General features: G+C 71.4%; 19 protein-coding genes and 1 tRNA gene. 8 read left to right on the top strand and 12 right to left on the bottom strand.

Annotated elements, in window-relative coordinates; genetic code table 11:
- Window positions 1-241: 241 nt before the first annotated feature.
- A tRNA-Thr gene (locus ACWG52_RS20605) sits at window positions 242-316 on the bottom strand.
- Between the two features lie 66 nt (window positions 317-382).
- On the bottom strand, window positions 383-1,072 hold the full coding sequence (locus ACWG52_RS20600) for a hypothetical protein (protein ID WP_389816956.1): 690 nt from the start codon (window positions 1,070-1,072) through the stop codon (window positions 383-385).
- Window positions 1,073-1,245: 173 nt separating this feature from the next.
- Between ACWG52_RS20600 and ACWG52_RS20595 the strand changes: the two genes are divergently transcribed.
- The 3 genes from ACWG52_RS20595 to ACWG52_RS20585 all read left to right on the top strand — a co-directional run bounded on the left by ACWG52_RS20595 (window position 1,246) and on the right by ACWG52_RS20585 (window position 3,759).
- Window positions 1,246-2,334, top strand: a complete 1,089-nt coding sequence (locus ACWG52_RS20595) for an ABC transporter ATP-binding protein (protein WP_389816953.1) — start codon at window positions 1,246-1,248, stop codon at window positions 2,332-2,334.
- A gap of 215 nt (window positions 2,335-2,549) precedes the next feature.
- Complete coding sequence (locus ACWG52_RS20590) at window positions 2,550-2,963, top strand: hypothetical protein (RefSeq protein ID WP_033225863.1); 414 nt, start codon at window positions 2,550-2,552, stop codon at window positions 2,961-2,963.
- Between the two features lie 28 nt (window positions 2,964-2,991).
- On the top strand, window positions 2,992-3,759 hold the full coding sequence (locus ACWG52_RS20585) for a nucleotidyltransferase family protein (RefSeq protein WP_390141060.1): 768 nt from the start codon (window positions 2,992-2,994) through the stop codon (window positions 3,757-3,759).
- Between the two features lie 112 nt (window positions 3,760-3,871).
- Here ACWG52_RS20585 and ACWG52_RS20580 read toward each other — a convergent pair whose 3' ends face one another.
- The 6 genes from ACWG52_RS20580 to ACWG52_RS20555 all read right to left on the bottom strand — a co-directional run bounded on the left by ACWG52_RS20580 (window position 3,872) and on the right by ACWG52_RS20555 (window position 10,121).
- Entirely contained in the window at window positions 3,872-5,395 is a 1,524-nt protein-coding gene (locus ACWG52_RS20580) for a DoxX family membrane protein (protein WP_389816946.1), read from the bottom strand.
- A 148-nt stretch (window positions 5,396-5,543) separates the two neighbouring features.
- Window positions 5,544-6,515 carry a 23S rRNA (guanosine(2251)-2'-O)-methyltransferase RlmB gene (gene rlmB / locus ACWG52_RS20575; protein ID WP_390141058.1) on the bottom strand — a complete coding sequence of 324 codons (972 nt, stop codon included), beginning with the start codon at window positions 6,513-6,515 and terminating at the stop codon, window positions 5,544-5,546.
- Window positions 6,516-6,609: 94 nt separating this feature from the next.
- A complete protein-coding gene (cysS, locus tag ACWG52_RS20570) occupies window positions 6,610-8,016 on the bottom strand; it encodes a cysteine--tRNA ligase (RefSeq protein WP_375944473.1) in 1,407 nt (468 codons plus the stop codon).
- 94 nt (window positions 8,017-8,110) lie between these two features.
- The gene (gene ispF / locus ACWG52_RS20565; protein ID WP_389816938.1) at window positions 8,111-8,632 is read right to left on the bottom strand and encodes a 2-C-methyl-D-erythritol 2,4-cyclodiphosphate synthase; all 522 of its coding nucleotides are present in this window, start codon (window positions 8,630-8,632) and stop codon (window positions 8,111-8,113) included.
- Window positions 8,622-9,368, bottom strand: coding sequence for a 2-C-methyl-D-erythritol 4-phosphate cytidylyltransferase (gene ispD / locus ACWG52_RS20560; protein ID WP_266483826.1), 747 nt, complete (start codon window positions 9,366-9,368; stop codon window positions 8,622-8,624). The genes ispF and ispD overlap by 11 nt, the downstream gene beginning before the upstream one ends.
- A 270-nt stretch (window positions 9,369-9,638) precedes the next feature.
- Complete coding sequence (locus ACWG52_RS20555) at window positions 9,639-10,121, bottom strand: CarD family transcriptional regulator (protein WP_003953493.1); 483 nt, start codon at window positions 10,119-10,121, stop codon at window positions 9,639-9,641.
- Between the two features lie 636 nt (window positions 10,122-10,757).
- On the opposite strand from ACWG52_RS20555, the gene ACWG52_RS20550 reads away from it, so the two are divergent.
- On the top strand, window positions 10,758-11,438 hold the full coding sequence (locus ACWG52_RS20550; protein ID WP_389816933.1) for a DUF461 domain-containing protein: 681 nt from the start codon (window positions 10,758-10,760) through the stop codon (window positions 11,436-11,438).
- Between the two features lie 267 nt (window positions 11,439-11,705).
- Here ACWG52_RS20550 and ACWG52_RS20545 read toward each other — a convergent pair whose 3' ends face one another.
- Both ACWG52_RS20545 and ACWG52_RS20540 read right to left on the bottom strand, forming a co-directional pair.
- On the bottom strand, window positions 11,706-12,386 hold the full coding sequence (locus ACWG52_RS20545; RefSeq protein ID WP_030009598.1) for a response regulator transcription factor: 681 nt from the start codon (window positions 12,384-12,386) through the stop codon (window positions 11,706-11,708).
- A gap of 41 nt (window positions 12,387-12,427) precedes the next feature.
- Window positions 12,428-13,627 carry a sensor histidine kinase gene (locus ACWG52_RS20540; RefSeq protein ID WP_051763887.1) on the bottom strand — a complete coding sequence of 400 codons (1,200 nt, stop codon included), beginning with the start codon at window positions 13,625-13,627 and terminating at the stop codon, window positions 12,428-12,430.
- A gap of 217 nt (window positions 13,628-13,844) precedes the next feature.
- On the opposite strand from ACWG52_RS20540, the gene phoU reads away from it, so the two are divergent.
- Both phoU and ACWG52_RS20530 read left to right on the top strand, forming a co-directional pair.
- Complete coding sequence (gene phoU / locus ACWG52_RS20535; protein WP_030009600.1) at window positions 13,845-14,522, top strand: phosphate signaling complex protein PhoU; 678 nt, start codon at window positions 13,845-13,847, stop codon at window positions 14,520-14,522.
- Between the two features lie 207 nt (window positions 14,523-14,729).
- Complete coding sequence (locus ACWG52_RS20530) at window positions 14,730-14,879, top strand: hypothetical protein (RefSeq protein ID WP_167344738.1); 150 nt, start codon at window positions 14,730-14,732, stop codon at window positions 14,877-14,879.
- A gap of 65 nt (window positions 14,880-14,944) precedes the next feature.
- Here the strand turns inward: ACWG52_RS20530 and ACWG52_RS20525 are convergent, their stop codons facing one another.
- On the bottom strand, window positions 14,945-15,502 hold the full coding sequence (locus ACWG52_RS20525) for a TetR/AcrR family transcriptional regulator (RefSeq protein WP_033225880.1): 558 nt from the start codon (window positions 15,500-15,502) through the stop codon (window positions 14,945-14,947).
- 96 nt (window positions 15,503-15,598) lie between these two features.
- Between ACWG52_RS20525 and ACWG52_RS20520 the strand changes: the two genes are divergently transcribed.
- Window positions 15,599-16,192 carry a DUF2867 domain-containing protein gene (locus ACWG52_RS20520; RefSeq protein WP_389816924.1) on the top strand — a complete coding sequence of 198 codons (594 nt, stop codon included), beginning with the start codon at window positions 15,599-15,601 and terminating at the stop codon, window positions 16,190-16,192.
- A gap of 236 nt (window positions 16,193-16,428) precedes the next feature.
- Here ACWG52_RS20520 and ACWG52_RS20515 read toward each other — a convergent pair whose 3' ends face one another.
- A complete protein-coding gene (locus tag ACWG52_RS20515; protein WP_030728436.1) occupies window positions 16,429-17,190 on the bottom strand; it encodes a phosphoglyceromutase in 762 nt (253 codons plus the stop codon).
- A gap of 154 nt (window positions 17,191-17,344) precedes the next feature.
- Between ACWG52_RS20515 and ACWG52_RS20510 the strand changes: the two genes are divergently transcribed.
- The gene (locus ACWG52_RS20510; protein ID WP_453125537.1) at window positions 17,345-18,703 is read left to right on the top strand and encodes an MDR family MFS transporter; all 1,359 of its coding nucleotides are present in this window, start codon (window positions 17,345-17,347) and stop codon (window positions 18,701-18,703) included.
- The last annotated feature ends 39 nt before the right edge of the window (window positions 18,704-18,742 follow it).

The raw sequence follows: 18,742 nt of genomic DNA, 5'->3' as shown, positions 1-18,742 counted from the left end.
CACGGAGCCCGAGGGGGGCCGGGCCGGCAGGACCAGTCGACGCAGGGTTCCCGGAGCGGAGTCGTGGATCACGAGGGGCAGCGGGAGCCCCCCTTCCGGCCCATCACCACCACTCGAACAGGCTGGCGTACGACGCGGAGGTCTCGCGCCGGGACCGGATCCGGCGCCGGCGGCTTGGCGGAGCAACGTCTCCGGAACGGAAAAACCCCAGGTCACTCAGCACGTGACCTGGGGTTCGACGAGCCCCCTGTCGGATTCGAACCGACGACCTACGCATTACAAGTGCGTTGCTCTGGCCGGACTGAGCTAAGGAGGCACGACCCACTCGCACACGGCGAGCGAAGCCGCCATCACTCTACACAGCACGCGATTCCCCCGGCCATCACATTGGTCGGCCCTCCACGGGGTACCCCGTCGCCGCCACGGCGCGCGCCACGACGGCGGGGTCCGCCTCCGGGTTCAGGGTTGTGACGACGGCGTCCGTGAGGGGTTCCAGGGCGAACACGTGACGGATCGCGTCCAGGTCGAGCCGGCGGGCGTGGTAGCGCTCCGCGAATGCCTGGTAGGCCTCCGGTGTGCCGGCCGCCAGGACGTGGAAGAGGTGTCCGGTGCCGTCATCGTCGTACTCGTCGTACTCCACCGGCCCGGCTCGCCAGGCGGTGTCGTGCGTCTCCCGCCAGAAGACGACCGTGGCCACCCGCACCTCGTCGTCGCAGAAGGCGGGCTCGTCGAGGAGCGGCCGGAACACCTCCGGCAGGGTGTCCACCAGGCCGGGCCACAGGGTCATGCCCTCGTTCGTGTAGGGGCTCATGGAGGACTCGTGGTCGAAGCCGCGACCGAAGACCCCGTCGGGGGTGAAGAGGATGGCGTACTCGTCGCCCGCCGCGTTGTTCATCAGCCCGGCCTCTGTCCCGGGGCCCCATCCGGGGTCGTAGTCGAAGTAGCTCCCGTACCGGCCGCCGTTCACGGCTTCGAGAGCCGCGAGCGCCCTGCAGCGGGCGCGCAGGGTGGGGACGTCCGGGAGGACGGTGATCAGTTCGTGGACGGTGCCGGGACACGGTGCTGCGGTCATGCGCGTGATGAAAGCAGGCGGGTCCGACAGATCGCACAAAGTTCGAAGTCACGACGATGCGGTGCTGACAGCGGAGGGCACGGCGGGTAGCGTCGGGCGGAGTCCGGATTCTGGACTAGACCTTCCACTCGGATCGTCCGGCACGTTCCTGCCGGTAGAAGGGATTCATCACCATGGCTTCTGTCACTTTCGACAAGGCGACCCGTCTGTACCCCGGCGGCGACAAGCCGGCCGTCGACCAGCTGGAGCTGGAGATCCAGGACGGCGAGTTCCTCGTCCTCGTCGGCCCGTCCGGCTGCGGCAAGTCCACCTCGCTGCGCATGCTCGCCGGCCTGGAGGACGTCAACGGCGGCGCCATCCGCATCGGTGACCGCGACGTCACGCACCTGCCGCCCAAGGACCGGGACATCGCGATGGTGTTCCAGAACTACGCGCTCTACCCGCACATGACCGTCGCCGACAACATGGGCTTCGCGCTCAAGATCGCCGGTGAGGACAAGGCCACCATTCGCAAGAAGGTGGAGGACGCGGCGAAGATGCTCGACCTGACCCAGTACCTCGACCGGAAGCCCAAGGCGCTCTCCGGCGGTCAGCGCCAGCGCGTCGCCATGGGCCGCGCCATCGTGCGCAAGCCGCAGGTGTTCCTGATGGACGAGCCGCTGTCGAACCTCGACGCCAAGCTCCGCGTCTCCACCCGCACGCAGATCGCGGCGCTCCAGCGGGATCTCGGCATCACCACGGTCTACGTCACCCACGACCAGGTCGAGGCGATGACGATGGGCGACCGCGTGGCCGTCCTGAAGGACGGGCTGCTCCAGCAGGTCGACACCCCGCGCAACATGTACGACCGTCCCGCGAACCTCTTCGTCGCCGGCTTCATCGGCTCGCCGGCCATGAACCTGGTCGAGGTCCCGATCACCGACGGCGGCGTGAAGTTCGGCGACAGCGTCGTCCCGGTGTCCCGTGAGGCGCTGTCCGCGGCGGCCGACGCGGGCGACCGCACCGTCACGGTCGGCGTCCGCCCGGAGCACTTCGACGTCGCCGAGAGCGGCGGTCTGACCATGGTCGTGAACGTCGTCGAGGAACTCGGCGCCGACGGCTACGTCTACGGATCCACCACCACCGCCGAGGGCTCGCAGGACCTCGTGGTGCGCGTGGGCGGCCGCCAGGTCCCGGAGAAGGGTTCCAGCCTCCACGTGGTGCCGCGCGCCGACGAGATCCACGTCTTCTCGACCTCGTCCGGCGAGCGCCTGTCGAAGTAGGCAGCTCCCGCGGGTTTCGCGGTCGTTGGAGGGGCGTCCCGTCAAGGGGCGCCCCTTCGGCGTCCGTTGCCCGTCCGCGAGCATGGCCGCAACCCCGGCAGACCGGGCCATTCGGCCCCAACCGTCAACCCTTGATTCGAAAAACCACGTCGAACCATCCCCCGACAGAGTGACTAAATGTCGCCGAATCCTCACCGAGCGCTACTCTCGCCCTCGTGACCCACACTGCCCGCCGAATCGGCCGTTCCCTCGCCCTGGTCCTGCCCGTCGTCCTGGTCCTGTCCGGGACCCTCGCGGTCACCATGGTCCCCTGGGCGGACACTTCGTCCTCCCAGGTCCTGACCGCCGCCGCCGAGGACGTCTCCGTCCCCGCGAAGCCGCGCGCCGCCCACGAGGTGCTGCGCGACCAGCTCGTCGGCGAGCTGCAGCAGGGTGGGCGGCCGGACGACGTCCTGACCCACCTCCAGCAGGAGGTGAACAAGCGGCCCTCGCTCGCCGAGCACTGCGTGGGGATCGCGCGGGCGCTGGGGCGGGCCGCCGTGGACGCGTACGGCCCGACGAAGGCCCAGTCGTACTCCCGGCCCGTCTGCGACACCTCGTACGCCTCCGGCGTCGCCTCCATGGGCTGACGCCCGTCACGTCCCTACGCTGGCCGTCATGACCGACGACCACCGATCCGCTCCACCCGCGCCCCCCGCAGCCGCGTTCCCCGCCGCCCCCACCCAGGCCGTCGTCCTGGCGGGCGGCCAGGGTTCGCGGCTGCGGCCGTACACGGACGACCGCCCGAAGCCGATGGTGGAGATCCCGGGCACGGGGGTGCCGATCATCGGGCACCAACTGGCCTGGCTGGCCGCCGAGGGGGTCACGGACGCCGTGGTCTCCTGCGGGCACCTGGCCGAGGTGCTCCAGGAGTGGCTGGCCGGGGCCCGGTTGCCGCTCCGCGTGACCACGGTGGTCGAGGAGGAGCCGCTGGGGCGCGGTGGCGGTCTCAAGTACGCGGCCCGGCACCTCCCGTACCCCGACGGGGCCTGGTACGCGACCAACGGCGACGTGTGGACCCGCTTCTCGCTCCGCGAGATGGCCGCCTTCCACGCGGAGCGGGACGCGGTGGCCACGCTCGCGCTGGCGCGGCCGCGCATCCCGTGGGGGGTCGTGGAGACCGACGAGTTCGGGCACGTGCTGGACTTCATCGAGGCTCCGCCGTCGCCCTACCTCGTCAACGCCGGCGTGTACGTCTTCAGCTCCGAATTCGTCTCGCTGCTGCCGGACTTGGGCGATCACGAGCGCACGACGTTCCCGCGCCTGGCCCGCGAGCGACGTCTCGCCGGCTTCCCGCTGCCGCAGGGCGCCTACTGGCGGGCGATCGACACCGCGAAGGACCTCACCGAGGCCGCACGGGAGTTGGCCGCGCAGAAGGGCCCCTGAGGCCCGTCCCGGGCCGTTCGCCGTCCGTACGTACGCGGCTGCGCGCGCCCGGTACACGCACGGGGGCCCGGCACGCTCGCGCGCGCCGGGCCCCGATCGTCATGTGCCGGTGTCAGCCGATGAGCCCGCCGATCAGGCCCGGCTGCTTCGGGGCCGGGGCCCCGCCGCCCGTGCTGCTCCCCGCGGAGGAGGACGGCTGCCTCGGTGCGGAGGACTGCCGGGGGGTGCTGCGCGGGGTCTGCTTGCCGGTGGTGCCGCGCGTCGCGGCCGGTGACTCGGAGCGGGTGCCCGAGGTTCCCTTGGAGGGGCTGCCGGACGCGGTCTTCCCGGACTTCGCGGCGGGCTCGGTCGCGCTCGCCGAGGGCGAGGCGGCCTTGCTCGGCGCCTGCGTGGAGCGCTGCTGTCCCGGCTGCGGGCTCGCCGGTGCCTGCGGCAGCGGACGGCCCGGCAGATAGTTGCTGGGCGCCTCGCCCGGCCCGGGGACGGTGACGACGGTGGTGGAGCGGACGGCGCCGCCGAGGAGCGAGCCGACGAGCAGGGTGAGCCCGCACACGACGGTGGCCATGACGGCCCCGCGGCGCAGGACGCGCCGCCGCAGCCGCCAGATCTCGGAGCGCGGACCGAGGGTCCGCCAGGCCTCGCCGGCGAGGCGGCCGTCGAGGGAGTAGACCGGGGCTCCCGCGATGATCAGCGGGCTCCAGGCGGCGAGGTAGATGATGTCGGGCGCGTCGTAGGCCGGGACGGTCTTCCAGCTCACCGTCATCAGCAGGGCGGCGGACAGCAACGCCCCGAAGCAGGCGGCGAACCGCTGCCACAGGCCGAAGACCGTGAGCACGCCGACGATGACCTGGAGGAAGGCGACGCTCAGGCCCGCGCCGACCGGGTGCGCGAGGGCGAAGTCGCGCAGCGGCTCGGCGAGCGCCCAGGGGTTCAGCGTGTGCAGCCAGGTGACCATGGAGCCGCGCTCGCCGCCGTCGAAGTAGACGGGGTCGCAGAGCTTGCCCATGCCGGCGTAGATGGAGATGAAGCCGAGGAAGACGCGCAGCGGGAGCAGCACGACGCCGAGGTTCATCCGGCGGCCGGGGTAGTAGGAGGCCTGCCCGCGCGTGTCGGGGCCGGCCCGGCGGGAGTCGGCCCCGGGGCCGGAGCCGGGCGGCTCCTGCTGGTAGGGCAGGTCGCGTACGGCGGCCAGCGGGCGGGTCTCGGTGGGGTCCCCGTAGCTGCGCTGGCCGATGACGGTCGGCGTGGCGAGGGTGTCCTCGGCGAGGTCGTGGGCCAGGTCGACACGGGGGATGACCTGGGTGGCGCCGCCGTCGTACTCGTCGTGTCCGCGGCCGGCCTCACGGACGGCCTGGAGCAGACCGCCCATGGCGGCGGCGTCGCCGGCGTCGGACTTGCCGCTCCAGACCACGGGGGCCCGGCGGCGGGTGGCCCCGGCGGCCGCCACCACGGCGCCACCCAGAACGGGTGCGCGGCCGGGGGCCTTCGCGGGCTTGGAACGCGCGCTCGGGCTCGGTGCGAGCCGCACGCGGAAGCTGGCGTGGTTGACGATGACCTGTGCGGGGTCGCACGGCACCTTGACCATGCTCAGCGCGGGCTGGTCGTCGAACCCTGACGTTCTGGTGTCCACACTCATCTAACCGAGTGATCAGTGCTTAGGACACTGCCTTGACGCCAGGGATGTGTCCGAGACCCGTCAAGATCAAGCCACCCCGCCCGAATCGGGCGGGGTGACACGCTCACGGGTCACGTTCCGTGAGCCAAGTGGATCAGTCGCGCGGAGTTCAGGCGCGGCCGCGGGTGGCGCGGCGGCGGGCCGCCTCGTAGAGCACGACACCTGCGGCGACACCGGCGTTGAGGGACTCGGCGCCACCCGGCATCGGAATGCGCACGAGGTAGTCGCAGTTCTCGCCGACGAGCCGGCCGAGACCCTTGCCCTCGGAGCCGACGACGATGACGACCGGACCGCCGAGCACGTCGAGGTCCTGGACCTCGTGGGTGCCCTCGGCCGCGAGGCCGACGACGGTGATGCCGGCCTTCTTGTAGTCCTGGAGGGCACGGGTCAGGTTGGTGACGCGCGAGACCGGGGTGCGGGCGGCGGTGCCGGCCGAGGTCTTCCACGCACCGGCGGTCATGCCGGCGGCGCGGCGCTCGGGGATGACCACGCCGTGGCCGCCGAAGGCGGAGACGGAGCGGACGATCGCGCCGAGGTTGCGCGGGTCGGTGACGCCGTCGAGCGCGACGATCAGCGGGTCGTCGCCCTCGTCGTAGGCGGCCGCGGTGAGGTCCTCGGGGTGCGCGTACTCGTACGGCGGGACCTGGAGGACCAGGCCCTGGTGGTTGAGCCCGTTGGTCATGCGGTCGAGCTCGGGGCGCGGGGCTTCCATCAGGTTGATGTTGCCGCGCTCGGCGGCGAGCTGGAGGGCCTCGCGGACGCGCTCGTCGTTGTCGATGAACTGCTGGACGTAGAGCGTCGTGGCGGGGACACCGTCGCGCAGCGCCTCGAAGACCGGGTTGCGGCCGACGACCATCTCGCTGGTGCCCTTGGGGCCGCCGCGGCGCGGGGCCGGGCGACGCTTGGCCGCCTGGCGGGCCATGGCGTTGGCGATGCGGTTGGCCTTGTGCTTCTTGCGGTCCTCGGCCTTGGGCGTGGGGCCCTTGCCTTCCAGGCCCTTGCGCCGCTGGCCACCGCTGCCGACCGTCGCGCCCTTCTTGTTGGACGTGCGGCGGTTCCTGCGTTGGCTGTTCCCGGCCATGACTTCTACCTGTTTTCGTTGGTGCTGCGATATGTACGTATGAAGAGTGTGCCGCCCGGAAGGCCGGGCAGCACACCAAGCTCAGCTGCTGGGCTCAACGGGGGCCGAGCGTCCAGCGCGGACCGGTGGGGCTGTCCTCGATGACCAGCCCGGACTGCTGGAGCTGGTCGCGGATCGCGTCGGCGGTCGCCCAGTCCTTGCGGGCCCGGGCGGACTCGCGCTGCTCCAGGACGAGTCGTACGAGGGTGTCCACGGCGCCGTGGAGCTCCTCGCCGCGGTCGGACGCGTTCGCGCCGTCCCAGTGCGGGTCGAGCGGGTCCAGGCCGAGGACGCCGAGCATGGCCCGCACCTCGGACAGGCGCGCGATGGCCGCGTCCTTGTCGTCGGCGGCGAGCGCGCTGTTGCCCTGACGGACGGTGGTGTGGACGATCGCGAGCGCCTGCGGTACTCCCAGGTCGTCGTCCATGGCCTCGGCGAAGGCGGGCGGGACCTCGCGCGCCGGCTCGACGGGACCGCCGGCCTTCTCGATGACGCGCTGGTAGAAGCCCTCGATCCGGGCGAAGGCCGACTCGGCCTCGCGCAGGGCCTCCTCGCTGTACTCGATCATCGACCGGTAGTGCGGGGTGCCGAGGTAGTAGCGCAGGACGATCGGACGCCACTGCTTGACCATCTCGGAGACGAGGACGGAATTGCCCAGCGACTTGGACATCTTCTCGCCGGACATGGTGACCCAGGCGTTGTGCACCCAGTACTTGGCGAACTCGTCGCCGAAGGCCTGGGCCTGGGCGATCTCGTTCTCGTGGTGCGGGAAGATCAGGTCGAGCCCGCCGCCGTGGATGTCGAAGGCCTCACCGAGGTACTTGTGCGCCATGGCGGAGCACTCCAGGTGCCAGCCGGGACGGCCACGGCCCCAAGGGGTCTCCCAGGAGGGCTCGCCGGGCTTGACGGACTTCCACATGGCGAAGTCGCGCGGGTCGCGCTTGCCGGTCTCGCCGGTGCTCTCCGGCTGGCGGATGTTGTCGAGCTCCTGGCGGGAGAGCGAGAGGTAGCCGGGGAAGGACTTCACGTCGAAGTAGACGTTGCCCTCGGACTCGTAGGCGTGACCGCGCTCGATGAGTCCGCGCATCATCTCGACCATCTCGGTGACGTGGCCGGTGGCGCGGGGCTCGTAGGTGGGCGGGAGGCAGCCGAGCGCGGTGTAGCCGTCGTTGAAGGCGCGCTCGTTCTCGTAGCCGATGGACCACCACGGGCGGCGCTGCTCGGCGGCCTTCGTGATGATCTTGTCGTCGATGTCCGTGACGTTGCGGATGAAGGTGACCTCGTAGCCCCGGTACTCGAACCAGCGGCGCATGATGTCGAAGTTGAGACCCGACCGGATGTGCCCGATGTGCGGGGCGGCCTGCACCGTGGCGCCGCACAGGTAGATCGAGACACAGCCCGCGGTGAGCGGGGTGAAGTCGCGGATCTGCCGGGCGCTGGTGTCGTACAGGCGAATAGTCACGGCATCCAGGGTAGTGGCCCTGTAGCAGTGCCCCGCGACCCTTTCGGGACCCGGGGCACCTTTGTTGCCGAAGATGTACGGCCGCGACGAGCGATCAGGCCCGGTTCGTCCGGTACACGAGGGCCGTGGCGATGGCGGCGAGCCCCTCGGCGCGGCCGGTGAGCCCCAGCCCGTCGGTGGTGGTGCCGGACACCGAGACGGGGGCGCCGGCGGCGGCCGCGAGCGCCTTCTGCGCTTCTTCGCGCCGCTTGCCGATCTTCGGGCGTACGCCGATCACCTGGATGGCGATGTTGCCGATCTCGAAGCCCTCGGCGCGGACGATACGGGCCGCCTCCGCCAGAAGGGTGACGCCGGCGGCTCCGGACCACTCGGGGCGGGAGGTGCCGAAGTGCGCGCCGAGGTCCCCGACGCCGGCGGCGGAGAAGAGGGCGTCGCAGGCGGCGTGGGCGGCGACGTCACCGTCGGAGTGTCCGGCGAGGCCGTCCTCGCCCTCCCAGAGCAGGCCGGCGCACCACAGCTCGCGGCCGGTCTCGAAGGCGTGGACGTCGGTACCGATGCCGACGAGCGGGATCAGCGGCGCGACGGGAGTGGTCGCGGTGGTCGGCTCAGTAGCCATCGGTGGCCCTCCTGCGGGCGAGTACGGCCTCTGCGAGGACCAGGTCGAGCGGGCGGGTGACCTTGAAGGCCTCTTCGTGGCCCGGGATCACCACGACGGTGACGCCGAGCCGTTCCACCATTCCGGCGTCGTCGGTGGCGCCCTCGCCGGCGACGGCGATCGCGGCGTGCGCCTGCCGGAGGGTGGCGAGGTCGAAGCCCTGCGGGGTCTGCACGGCGCGCAGCCGGGCCCGCTCGGGCGTGCCGAGGACCGGCTCGGGCTCGCCGGGCTTGCCGGGCTCGACCTCCTTGACGGTGTCGGCCAGGGGCAGCGCGGGCACCACGGCGGGCGCGCCGTCGCGTACGGCCTCGATCACCGAGTCCACCGTGTCCACGGGGACGAGCGGGCGGGCCGCGTCGTGGATGAGTACGGAGGTGACGTCCGGCGGCAGCGCGTCGAGGCCGGCGCGGACGGAGTCCTGGCGGGTCTCCCCGCCGGGGACGACCAGCAGCTCGGTGCGCTCGGGCAGGGCGTGCTCGCCCAGCAGCAGGCGCACCTCGGCGGCCTCCGCGGGCGGGGCCACGACCACCACGAGGGAGACCGCGCGGGAGCGGGCCATCGCGCGTACGGCGTGGATGAGCATCGGGGTGCCGCCGAGGGCCCGCAGGGCCTTGGGGGCACCGGGACCGAGGCGTACCCCCCGGCCGGCGGCCGGGATCACCGCGGCGGTGCGGTGGGGACGCGTAACGTCAGACATCAGTAGCTCCGAGCCAGGTTTGTGACTTCGGCCGACATGGGTATGGCCTGAAGGGTGCCGGGTGCGACGCCCCTCGCCCCTTCCGTGACGACCGGTCGAGCAGGCTGCCCGGGCCCGGCACGCCATCGCGATGGTGGCAGTGAGGCAGTAAGGCAAAAGGTACGGATACAGACATGCCGCAGCGCCCGGCAACAGGTCCCTCGTGGAGGAGAGACCTTGTCATCGGGCACCGCGGCAAGCTGCGCACCAATTGGTGCACGGGGACTCGCGTCAGGACGCGAGCACCTCGTCGAGGAGGGCCTCGGCCTTGTCCTCGTTCGTGTTCTCGGCGAGCGCGAGCTCGCTCACCAGAATCTGGCGTGCCTTCGCGAGCATGCGCTTCTCGCCCGCGGACAGCCCGCGCTCGCGCTCACGACGCCACAGGTCACGCACCACTTCGGCGACCTTGATGACATCGCCAGAAGCGAGCTTCTCCAGATTTGCCTTGTAGCGCCGGGACCAGTTCGTCGGCTCTTCTGCATACGGTGCACGAAGCACCTCGAAGACCCGGTCCAGCCCGTCCTGGCCGACTACGTCGCGAACGCCGACGAACTCCGCATTGTCCGCAGGCACACGAACCGTCAGGTCGCCCTGGGCGACCTTGAGCACCAAGTAGGTCTTGTCCACGCCTTTGATCTGACGAGTCTCAATGGCCTCGATCAGCGCGGCCCCGTGATGGGGATAGACCACGGTGTCGCCAACCTTGAACGTCATGTGACAGGTACCCCTTCCGTGGCTATCCAGGGTAACACGAGAACTGACTGTTATGAATGGCGTTTTCGCAGGTCAGGGCACATCTCGGGGCTTGACAACAGCAACAGGAACGTGCTGCGGAGAGCTTCCGGAAGGGGGTATTCGCAGGTCGGGGGCGCTGCGCGGACCAGGCGAAAGGGCCACGCTACACCTGCCCGGCACCCCCATCAGTGTGACGTACGTCCCGTTTTGCCGGGTTCCGAGTCGAGAAACCGAACTACTCCGTCCGACTGGCGACCGCCCTCACCGGGCGGGTTCCGGCCCAATCCCGAATTGATCACGAAGTGCGTTCGAGGGAATCCGGAAATTGATCAACAGGGGGCCCGCGCACGATATGCGAGCGCCACAAGATCGGCCCGGTGAACGGCGCGGCGAACGGCGCGGCGAACAGCACGGTGAACGGCACGGGAACGGCACGGCGGAATGCAAGATCGTGGGAGGCCGCCAGGGTGGGGGCCGCCCTGCGGAGGGTCGGGTGCGGGGGCGGGGCGGCGGCTCGGTAACCTAAGCGCGCTGACACACCCTTAGAGCGGCTTTACCTCGGCCGTTCCGAGCGTCCACCCGCCCCTTCCGTTCGTCCAAGGAGATGCCGCCGCCGTGAGCCGCAGCCTTCGACGCGGCGCCCTCGCCGCCACCGCCGTCGTGTTCTCGATCGCCTCGCTGGCCGCGTGCGGTGCGGGCAACGACGCGCAGACCCTCCAGATCAAGCCGGACAACGCCGCCGCCGCCAAGGGCGACATCGAGGTCCAGAACGCCCTGGTGATCACCCAGGGCCAGAAGGGCGAGAAGGGTCCCGCGGTCGTCTCCGCGACGGTCTTCAACAACGGCACCAAGGCTCAGACGCTTGACGGCATCACCCTCCCGGGTGGCAAGGGCAAGGTCGCGCTGAAGCCGGCCGAAGGCTCCGGCAAGGTCACCGTGCCGGCCCTCGGCTACGTCGTGATCGGCGGCAAGGGCAACGCCTCCGCCGTGATCGAGGACGGCGCCGCGACCGTCCGGGACGGCGAGGTCCAGAAGGTCCTCTTCCAGCTGAGCAGCACGGGCGGCATCGAGCTGGAGGCCTTCGTGGTCCCGGCCACCGGTGCGTTCGCGCCGTTCGGCCCGACCGCGGCCCCGGCCCCGGCCGCCTCCCCGTCCGGCACCCCCTCGGGCACGCCGTCCGGCTCCCCGTCGGGCTCCCCGTCCGCCGGAGCCACCGGCGCGGCCGCCGGAGCCACCCCGTCCGGGTCCGCCACCGGTACGCCGTCGGGTTCCCCCTCGCGCAGCGCCGGCCACTGACGCCGACCCCGCGTACGCATACGGGAAGGGCCCCCATCCGCAACAGCGGGTGGGGGCCCTTCCCGTACGACCTCCAGGGCAGGGGCGGCCTACGGCTCGAACGTGTAGCCCAGGCCTCGCACCGTCACCGGGTAGCGCGGCGCGCCCGGGTCCGGCTCGAACCCCACTCCGCGTGCGCCCCTCGCACGGCGAGGCCCGGGGGCCTCACCGGCTTCGCGGCGCTGTGCCGGCCTCCGACCGGCCACGGACCACGCGGGCACCCTCGGCCTACGGCTCGAACTTGTAGCCCAGGCCTCGCACCGTCACCAGGTAGCGCGGCGCGCCCGGGTCCGGCTCGATCTTGGCTCGGAGGCGCTTGACGTGGACGTCCAGCGTCTTGGTGTCACCGACGTAGTCGGCGCCCCAGACCCGGTCGATGAGCTGCATACGGGTCAGCACGCGGCCCGCGTTGCGCAGCAGCATCTCCAGCAGGTCGAACTCCTTCAGCGGGAGATCCACCTTGCCGCCGGAGACGGTGACGACGTGGCGGTCGACGTCCATCCGGACGGGGCCGGCCTCCAGGGCCGCCGGGGTGACCTCCTCCGGCTCGCCGCGGCGGCGCAGGACCGCGCGGATGCGGGCGACCAGCTCGCGCGAGGAGAAGGGCTTGGTGACGTAGTCATCTGCTCCTATCTCCAGCCCGACGACCTTGTCGATCTCGCTGTCCTTGGCGGTCACCATGATCACGGGCACGTTGGAGCGGCCGCGCAGCTGCCGGCAGACCTCCGTGCCGGGCAGGCCGGGGAGCATCAGGTCGAGGAGGACGAGGTCGGCGCCGTTGCGCTCGAACTCGTCGAGCCCGTCGGGCCCGGTCGCGGCGATGGCGACCTCGAAGCCCTCCTTGCGGAGCATGTAGGACAGGGCGTCGCTGAAGGATTCCTCATCCTCGACGACGAGCACTCGGGTCACGGAAGGACCTCCGGGGCAGGAATGGCTGGGGCGGTTCTGGGTCAGGCAGGGGTCGGGTGGGTGGCGTGGGCCGCCGCCGGGGCCGGCGCGGCCGCTTCAGGGAGTCGCAGGGTGAACGTGGAACCCTGGCCCTCCGAGCTCCATACCGACACCTCCCCGCCGTGCGAGGCCGCCACGTGCTTCACGATCGCAAGGCCGAGGCCGGTTCCTCCCGTGGCTCGGGAGCGGGCCGGGTCCACGCGGTAGAAGCGCTCGAAGATGCGCTCGCGGTCCTTTTCCGGGATGCCGATGCCCTGGTCGGTCACGGCGATCTCGATCAAGTCTCCCCCAGGAGCCGTCACCCTGCGTCCGGCGATACCGACGCGAGTGCGGGCGGGGCTGTAGTTGACGGCGTTCTCGACCAGATTTCCGAGGGCGGCCGCGAGCTGTCCGCGGTTGCCCCATACGCGCAGGTCGGCGGTGCCGCCCGCGGCCATGGTGATCTGCTTCGAGGACGCCGTGTGGCGGCAACGGTCGATGGCCTCGGCGACCAGCGTGTCCACGCGTACGGGCTCGGCGTCCTCCAGCGGGTCGTCGTTCTGTACCCGGGAGAGGTCGATGAGCTCCTGCACGAGGTTGATCAGCCGGGTGGACTCGATCTGCATGCGGCCGGCGAAGCGACTGACCGCCTCGGGGTCGTCCGCGGCGTCCATGACGGCCTCGGACAGCAGGGAGATCGCCCCGACCGGGGTCTTCAGCTCGTGCGACACGTTGGCGACGAAGTCGCGGCGTACGGCCTCGATGCGGCGGGCCTCGGTGAGGTCCTCGACCAGGAGGAGCACCAGGCGGGAGCCGAGCGGGGCGACGCGCGCCGAGACCGCGAGGGCCTCTCCCCGACCGGTACCGCGCCGGGGCAGGTCCAGCTCGACCTGGCGTATCTCGCCGTCGCGGCGGGTGTCGCGGGCCATGTGGAGCATCGGCTCCACGGCGAGCTTGCCGCCGCGGACCAGGCCGAGGGCGTACGCCGCCGAGCTGGCCTTGACCACCGCGTCGCCCTCGTCCAGTACGACCGCCGAGGAGCGCAGCACGGAGAGGACGGTGTCCACGCCGGGCGGCAGCACCGCGTTGATGTCGGGGCGCATGGAGCTCCGGGTGGGGCGGGCCTGGTCGCGCTCGCTCCAGCGGAACGCCAGCATCGCGATCACACCGGTGCACAGACCGGCGATCGCTGCAGCTGCGGCGACCGCCGCGTTCACGTCCATGGATCCAGGTTAAGCAGGCGCGACGACACTTCCACAGCCGTTCGGGTGGCACCTCGAACAGTCGTCGCCCAGAGTTCACCCTGGCGACGGGGTTGATTCACTTGTGGTGCCGGAGTCGGACGCGTTCGCCGCTCACCGTGTCACCGTGGGGCCGCCGGCAGCCCCGGCCCGCCCCCGGGCAGTACCGCAGTAGTAGGTCGAGAGAGGGACACGAGACATGCGCGACGCGTACCACGAGGAACTGGACTCGATCGGAGAAGGCCTGGTCGAGATGGCCCGACTCGTCGGCTCCGCGATCGGGCGGGCCACGACGTCCATGCTCGACGCGGACCTGAAGCTCGCCGAGAGCGTCATCGCCGCCGACCAGAAGGTCGACGACCTCCAGCACGACCTGGAGGCGCGCGCCATCGCCCTGCTGGCGCGCCAGCAGCCGGTCGCCACCGACCTGCGCATCGTCGTGACCTCCCTGCGGATGAGCGCCGACCTGGAGCGCAGCGGCGACCTCGCCCAGCACGTGGCGAAGCTCGCCCGGCTGCGCTTCCCGGACCGGGCCGTGCCGCGGGACCTGCACGCCACCATCCTGGAGATGGGGCAGCTGGCGCAGCGCCTGATGGCGAAGGCCGCCGAGGTGATCATCACGAAGGACGTCGACCTCGCGCTCCAGCTGGAGCAGGACGACGACGAGATGGACCAGCTGCACCGCACGCTGTTCCAGCACCTGATGGACGACCGCTGGAAGCACGGCATCGAGACGGCCGTGGACGTGACCCTGCTGGGCCGCTACTACGAGCGTTTCGCGGACCACGCGGTGTCGGTGGCCAAGCGCGTGGTGTACCTGGTGACGGGTGAGCACGCGGACGACCTCCAGCAGCCGACGCAGGTCGAGGGCGTCTGACGCACCGGCACCGTCGGAGGCGGGGAGTCCGGACGAGGGCGTCCGGACCGCGTCCGGGCCCCGTCCCGGCGCCGTCCCGGCCGTGGGCGGTCCGCGGGCCGGGCCGAGCCCCAATGCGCCGTTGACGCGCCGGTGGTGCTGGGCATGAATGAGGGCGAGGGCGGTCCGACGTACGAAGTCCCGTACGGCCGTCCACGAGGAGGAACCATGCCCGATTCCCCCGTCCCCATCACCCCGGAGCAGGAACAGCCCCCGAGGCCGGAGCCGCTGCGGCTACCGCTGCTCGCGGCCTGCGGCTGCGGCTCCGGCTGCGGCTGCGGCTGCCAGTCCGGCGCCCCCTGCCAGTGCGGCGGCTGACCGCCACCACCGGCCGCACGCGAAGACGGGCCCCGTCCGAGTTCCCTCGGCCGGGGCCTTTCGCGCTATCTGAGCAGCCAGTCCCGGGTCAGCTCCATGACCTCCGCGTGCGTACGGCCACCGTGGTCGACGTGGATGAAGTGCTCGCCGATCCGCAGGGAGTAGGCGAGCAGGCAGCGGACCTCGACGTCGTCCTCGTCGGTGCAGATGACGCGGAACAGCGAACGCAGGTACTCCATGCGCCGGTTGTCGGTACGCCGCACCCGCCGCGCGACGTCCTCGTCGCGCCGGGCCCAGTCGCGGATCGCGAGGTCGGCGGTGGTGCCCCTGACCGGCCCGTCGGCCGACGAGGCGATCGCGAACAGGCGCTCCAGCCTGGCCCGCGCGTCTCCCCCGCCGCTCTCGACCTGCTCGATCACGGCCTCGGCGACCTCGTGCTCCCAGGTGTCGAGCATCTCGGTGAGCAGGGCGCCCCGGCTGCCGAAGTAGCCGTAGAAGCCGCCCTTGCTGACGCCGAGCGCCTGCGCCAACGCCTCGACGCGGACGGCCTCGGGGCCGCCGACGGCGAGGGCCCGCAACCCTTCCTCGATCCACTTTCCGCGTGGTGTGCGGGTCGCGCCCATGCTGTGCTCCTCCTCACACGGCCCCTATCTATACGGGTCCGTATAGATGAGTGCTAGCCTCGATCTATACGCCATCGTATAGATAGGGGCCGACCGATGAGACTCCCCAAGACCGCGCACACCTCCCGCCCCTGGCGGATCCACGAGGTCGCGGGCGACTTCCAGGTCGAGGACGTATGGGCACTGCCGACCCCGGGCGGGCCGGACGACCTCGCCCGCCTGGTGCGCCAGTTCGCGGAGGGCACGGGGGATCCGGTCCCCTCTCCCGTGGCACGCTTCCTCTTCGCGGTCCGCCACGGGCTCGGCAGGCTGTTCGGCTGGGACAGGCCCGACGGCGGCCTCGGCACCCGGGTCCCGACCCTCCGCGACCGCCTGCCGGCCGACCTGCGCGAGGGCGAGCGGGGCCCCGACCTCCGGTCGGCCCCGTTCACCTCGATCTTCCGGACCCACGACGAGTGGGCGGCGGAATCCGCCAACCGGACCGTGCACGGCGTGCTGCACATCGGCTGGGTCCCGGACGGCAACGGCGGGTACCACGGCCAGATGACCGTCCTGGTGAAGCCGAACGGCCGCCTGGGCACCCTCTACATGCTGGGCATCAAGCCCTTCCGATACCTGGGGGTCTACCCGGCCCTGATCCGCTCGATCGGCCGCGAATGGCGCGAGAACACCCCCAAGGCCACCCCCTGACCCCCACCGCGAGCCGGCCCCGGGCACGAAAAAATGCCTCCCACCCGCGCCGTACGCGCAGGTGGAAGGCATGATCACGAAGCCTACTCCTGCTCCGCGACCCCGCACCGCCCTCGCTCCGGGCGAAAGCCTCCTCACCGTGTCGGTCACGGACTTCGGTCCCCAAGGGCTGTCCAGGACGGACGAAAGCCCCTGACCCGCACCGTCAGTGCAGGTCAGGGGCTTGATCGCGCTGCTTACTTCTTCTTGCCCTGGTTCTTGACGGCTTCGATGGCGGCCGCCGCCGCGTCCGGGTCGAGGTAGGTGCCGCCCGGGTTGAGGGGCTTGAAGTCGGCGTCCAGTTCGTAGACGAGCGGGATGCCGGTCGGGATGTTCAGGCCCGTGATGTCGGCGTCCGAGATGCCGTCCAGGTGCTTGACCAGACCGCGCAGGGAGTTGCCGTGCGCGGCGACCAGGACCGTGCGGCCGGCGAGCAGGTCCGGGACGATGCCGTCGTACCAGTACGGCAGCATGCGCTCGACGACGTCCTTGAGGCACTCCGTGCGCGGACGCAGCTCGTTCGGGATCGACGCGTAGCGCGGGTCCGCGGACTGCGAGAACTCCGTACCGTCCTCCAGGACCGGCGGCGGGGTGTCGTACGAGCGGCGCCACAGCATGAACTGCTCCTCGCCGAACTCCGCGAGGGTCTGCGCCTTGTCCTTGCCCTGGAGCGCACCGTAGTGGCGCTCGTTCAGGCGCCAGGAGCGGTGCACCGGGATCCAGTGACGGTCCGCGGCCTCCAGCGCGAGCTGCGCCGTGCGGATGGCGCGCTTCTGCAGGGAGGTGTGCAGCACGTCGGGCAGCAGGCCGGCGTCCTTGAGCAGCTCACCGCCCCGGACCGCCTCCTTCTCGCCCTTCTCGGTGAGGTTGACGTCCACCCAGCCGGTGAACAGGTTCTTCGCGTTCCAGTCGCTCTCGCCGTGGCGGAGGAGGATCAGCTTGTACGGTGCGTCGGCCATGCGTACGAGCCTAGTGGACGCCCGGGCGCGCTCGCGCGCGGTGCCGGGTCCCGCCGGATTGACGCCGGGCGTCAATCCGGTGGCGCCCGCGGGCCCCTCGCTCGTAATGTGCACACCGTTCGAGTGATGCTTACACCGCCGGGGGGATTCCTTGATGTCCGCTGCTCGTTTCGTACAGCTCGTACGGGAGAGCGTCTCCGGGCTGCCCAGGGCCTTCTGGTGGCTCTGGGCGAGCACCCTGGTGAACCGCCTCGGGGCCTTCGTCGCCACCTTCATGACCCTCTACCTGACCCTGGACCGGGGCTACTCGGCCACCTTCGCGGGCCTGGTCGTCGCCCTCCACGGGCTCGGCGGTGTGATCTCCTCCCTCGTCGCCGGTGTGATGACCGACCGGCTGGGGCGCCGGCCCACGATGCTCGCGGCCCAATCCTCCACCGCCTTCTCGGTGGCGCTGCTCGGCTTCATGGAGCACCCGGCGGCGATCGCGGCCGTGGCCCTGCTGGTCGGCGTGACCTCGAACGCGTCCCGGCCGGCGGTCGCGGCGATGATGGCGGACATCGTCCGCCCCGAGGACCGTGTACGGGCCTTCTCGCTCAACTACTGGGCCATCAACCTCGGCTTCGCCGTCAGCGCGATGGCGGCGGGGCTGATCGCCGAGTACAGCTACCTGGCCGGCTTCCTGGGCGAGGCGGCCCTGACGTTGGCCTGTGCGGTGCTGGTCTTCGTCAAGCTTCCCGAGTCCCGGCCCGAGCGGACGCCCGACGCGTCCGCCCCGGCCGACGAGGGGCCCGCCATCGGGCTGGGGACCGTGCTGCGGGACGGGCGGTTCATGGGCGTGGTCGGGCTGTCCTTCCTCATCTCCATGATCTTCACGCAGGGGTCGGTCGGGCTGCCGGTCGCGATGGGCGCCGCCGGGTTCACGCCCGGGGACTACGGGCTGGTCGTCGCCGGGAACGGGCTGCTGATCGTGCTGCTGCAGATCCCGGTCACCTGGTTCATCGAGCACCGTGACCCGCAGAAGCTGCTGGTGATCTCCGCGCTGCTGGCGGGCTACGGCTTCGCGCTGACGGCCTTCGCCGGACCCCTGTGGGCGTACGCGCTGACGGTGTGCGTGTGGACCCTGGCCGAGATCGTGAACTCGCCGACCCAGATGGGCCTGGTCGTGCGGCTCTCGCCGGTGCACGGGCGCGGGCGCTACCAGGGGGTCTACAACCTGTCCTGGGCGGTGGCCTCGCTGGTCGCGCCGCTGATGGCGGGCTTCGTGATCGACCGGTACGGGGCGGACCTGCTGTGGGCGGCCACCGGCGTCCTCGGCACGGTGGCGGCGGCCGGCTACTGGCTGCTGATGCGCCGGCTCCCCGCGGGCGACCTGGGTGACGCGGGTGACGCGGGTGACGCGGGTGGCGCCGTCGCCGCCGGGTCCCCGGGCACGGAAGGGGCCGCGGTCGAGGTCGAGGTGGCGGGTGCGGCTCAGGTGGACGCGAAGCCCGCGGCGGCGGCCGGGGTGGCGTAGTCCCCGGCAAGGCCCACGACGGCCGGGGCCACGACGGTC

The sequence above is a fragment of the Streptomyces sp. CLCI03 genome (genome assembly GCF_053615355.1).
Note: the sequence above shows the minus strand (reverse complement) of the source record. Positions and strands in the feature narration are given on the sequence as shown.